The sequence below is a fragment of the Caballeronia sp. M23-90 genome (genome assembly GCF_053574605.1).
The window spans coordinates 1-836 of record NZ_JBSIPA010000922.1; the positions used below are offsets into that span (position 1 = coordinate 1).

General features: G+C 63.8%; 1 protein-coding gene and 1 pseudogene. Both read right to left on the reverse strand.

Features of this window, described 5'->3' with window-relative positions; translation table 11 throughout:
* Nucleotides 1–513 (reverse strand): GTP-binding protein (locus ACRXB1_RS37010; RefSeq protein ID WP_449494902.1); only part of this gene is annotated, 513 nt, incomplete at its 3' end.
* A pseudogene (locus ACRXB1_RS37015) lies at nucleotides 510–836 on the reverse strand (L-seryl-tRNA(Sec) selenium transferase); the annotation flags it as partial. The gene ACRXB1_RS37010 and the pseudogene ACRXB1_RS37015, both read right to left, overlap by 4 nt.

Here is an 836-nt window from a genome sequence, read left to right on the forward strand (position 1 = left end):
TCGCCAGGCAACCGCAGCCGCGCGCAAGTGGGCATTCAAAGCGGGGACGCCGGGGGCATCGGCGAGGGTTGCGTTGGTATCGAACACACGCGCGTCGTGCAGCGTGCTTGCCGACAGAAACGATTTGATTTCCTCATGCACGTCCTGCAAACGCTGTGCATCGACGCGATCGATCTTGGTCAGCGCCACCGCCCCTTGCTTGACGCCGAGCAACTGCAAAATCGCAAGATGCTCGCGCGTTTGCGGCATCACGCCGTCGTCGGCGGCGATCACGAGCAACGCATAGTCGATACCGCTCGCCCCCGCCGTCATGGTGTGCACGAGTTTCTCGTGGCCGGGAACATCGATCAGACCCAGCACGTCGCCGTTATCGAGCGGCACGTACGCATAGCCAAGCTCGATGGAAATGCCGCGCGCCTTCTCTTCCTTCAGCCGGTCCGTGTCCACGCCGGAGAGCGCGCGAACCAGCGTGGTCTTGCCGTGGTCGATATGCCCAGCCGTGCCGACGATCATCCCTCGGAGCCCGCCAGTTGCGCGATGAACTCCGCTTCATCGGCTGCTTCGAGACATCGAAGATCGAGCCGCAATGCGTCATCTGCTACACGCCCTATAACCGGCCGCGGCATCTCGCGCAGCTTCCTTTCGAGCGCAAGCAACTGACGTCCGCCGCGCTTGCCGTCGGCCATCCTGACGACCAGGCCATAGCTCGGCAGTACATCGACAGGCAATGCGCCGCTGCCGATCTGGCTGAACATCGGTTCGACCGCAACCCTAAAACGCTCGCCCGCCGCGCATTGCAACGCGGGCTGGACACGCTCCGCGGTGGCGCGCATGGA